Source organism: Kutzneria buriramensis, assembly GCF_003387475.1.
Lineage (GTDB): Bacteria > Actinomycetota > Actinomycetes > Mycobacteriales > Pseudonocardiaceae > Kutzneria > Kutzneria buriramensis.
Genome location: NZ_QUNO01000058.1, coordinates 1 through 1,442, shown reverse-complemented (window position 1 = coordinate 1,442; position 1,442 = coordinate 1). Strand labels below are relative to the sequence as shown.

At 68.8% G+C, this 1,442-nt stretch carries 1 protein-coding gene; it reads left to right on the top strand.

Features of this window, described 5'->3' with window-relative positions; all coding sequences use genetic code 11:
• Positions 1-93: 93 nt before the first annotated feature.
• A partial coding sequence (locus BCF44_RS54585; protein ID WP_170218290.1) for an MFS transporter occupies positions 94-1,442 on the top strand: 1,349 nt, incomplete at its 3' end.

Below are 1,442 nucleotides of genomic sequence, written 5' to 3'. Positions count from 1 at the left end.
GGCATGACACACGCCACGCAAACCCCCCACCTCGCCGGACGACGCGAATGGATCGGCCTGGCCGTCCTCGTCCTCCCACTGCTCCTGGTCTCCATGGACATGACCGTCCTCTACTTCGCCATCCCCTCCATCTCTTCCGCGTTGAACCCCAGCGGCACCGAGCAGCTGTGGATCATCGACATGTACGGCTTCGTCCTGGCCGGACTCCTGATCACCATGGGCAACATCGGCGACCGCATCGGCCGCCGCAAGCTCCTGATCATCGGCTCGGTCATCTTCGGGCTGGCCTCCGTCGCCGCCGCGTTCGCCACCGACCCCACGACCCTGATCATCGAACGCGCCATTCAGGGCATCGGCGGCGCCACGTTGATGCCCTCCACATTGGCGCTGGTGCGCAACATGTTCCACGACGAGAAGCAGCGCCGCTCCGCCATCGCCGTCTGGTCCGCCGGCCTGTCCGCCGGCGCCGCCCTGGGCCCCATCGTGTCCGGCCTGCTGCTCAACTGGTTCCCCTGGAACAGCGTGTTCCTGATCAACGCCCCCGTCATCGTCCTGCTCCTGGCCCTCGTCCCGGCGCTGGTGCCCGAGTACCGCCTGCCCCAGGGCCAGGCCGGGAAGTTCGACTTCACCTCCGCGCTGCTGTCGCTGGGTGGCGTGCTGTCGGTGATCTGGGGCCTCAAGGAAACCGCCGTCAACGGCTTCTCCACCCTGCCCGCCGTCGCGATCGCCGCCGGTGCCGTCCTCGGCTACGTGTTCGTCAAGCGCCAGAAGACGCTTGACCACCCGATGATCGACCCGCAGCTGTTCCGCAACCGCGACTTCGGCGCCTCCATGACCGTCTCCATCGCCTGCTCGTTCTGCCTGATCGGGTTCGGCGTGTTCACCACCCAGTACATGATGGAAGTCCTGCGGATGAGCCCGTTCGAGGCCGCCCTGTGGACCATGGCCTCCCCCGTGGTGGTCACCCTGTTCGTGCCGTTCGTGACCATCATCGCCCGCACCGTCCGCCCCGCCTACATCATCGCCGCCGGCTTCCTCATCGCCGCCGCCGGCTTCGTGGTCATGACCCAGCTCGAGGTCGCCCGCAACATGGTCACCCTGATGGGCGGCGCGATCGGCATCGGCCTGGGCATCGCGATCATCCTGACCTGCATCACCGACCTCGTCGTGGCCGCCGCTCCGGCGGAGCGGGCCGGCGCCGCCTCCGCCCTGCTCGAGACCGGCCAGGAGTTGGGCGGCGCACTGGGCATCGCCATCCTCGGCAGTGTGGGCGCCGCCGTGTACGGGACCTATTTCGACGCCCACACCCCGCACAACGTCCCCGCCGCCGCCCTGGAAGGCTCCCGCCAGACCCTCGCGACCGCCTCGACTGTGGCCCACGGCCTGCCGCAGGCCCAGTCCGACTCGCTGCTGTCGGTGGCCCGCGAGGCGTTCACGCACTC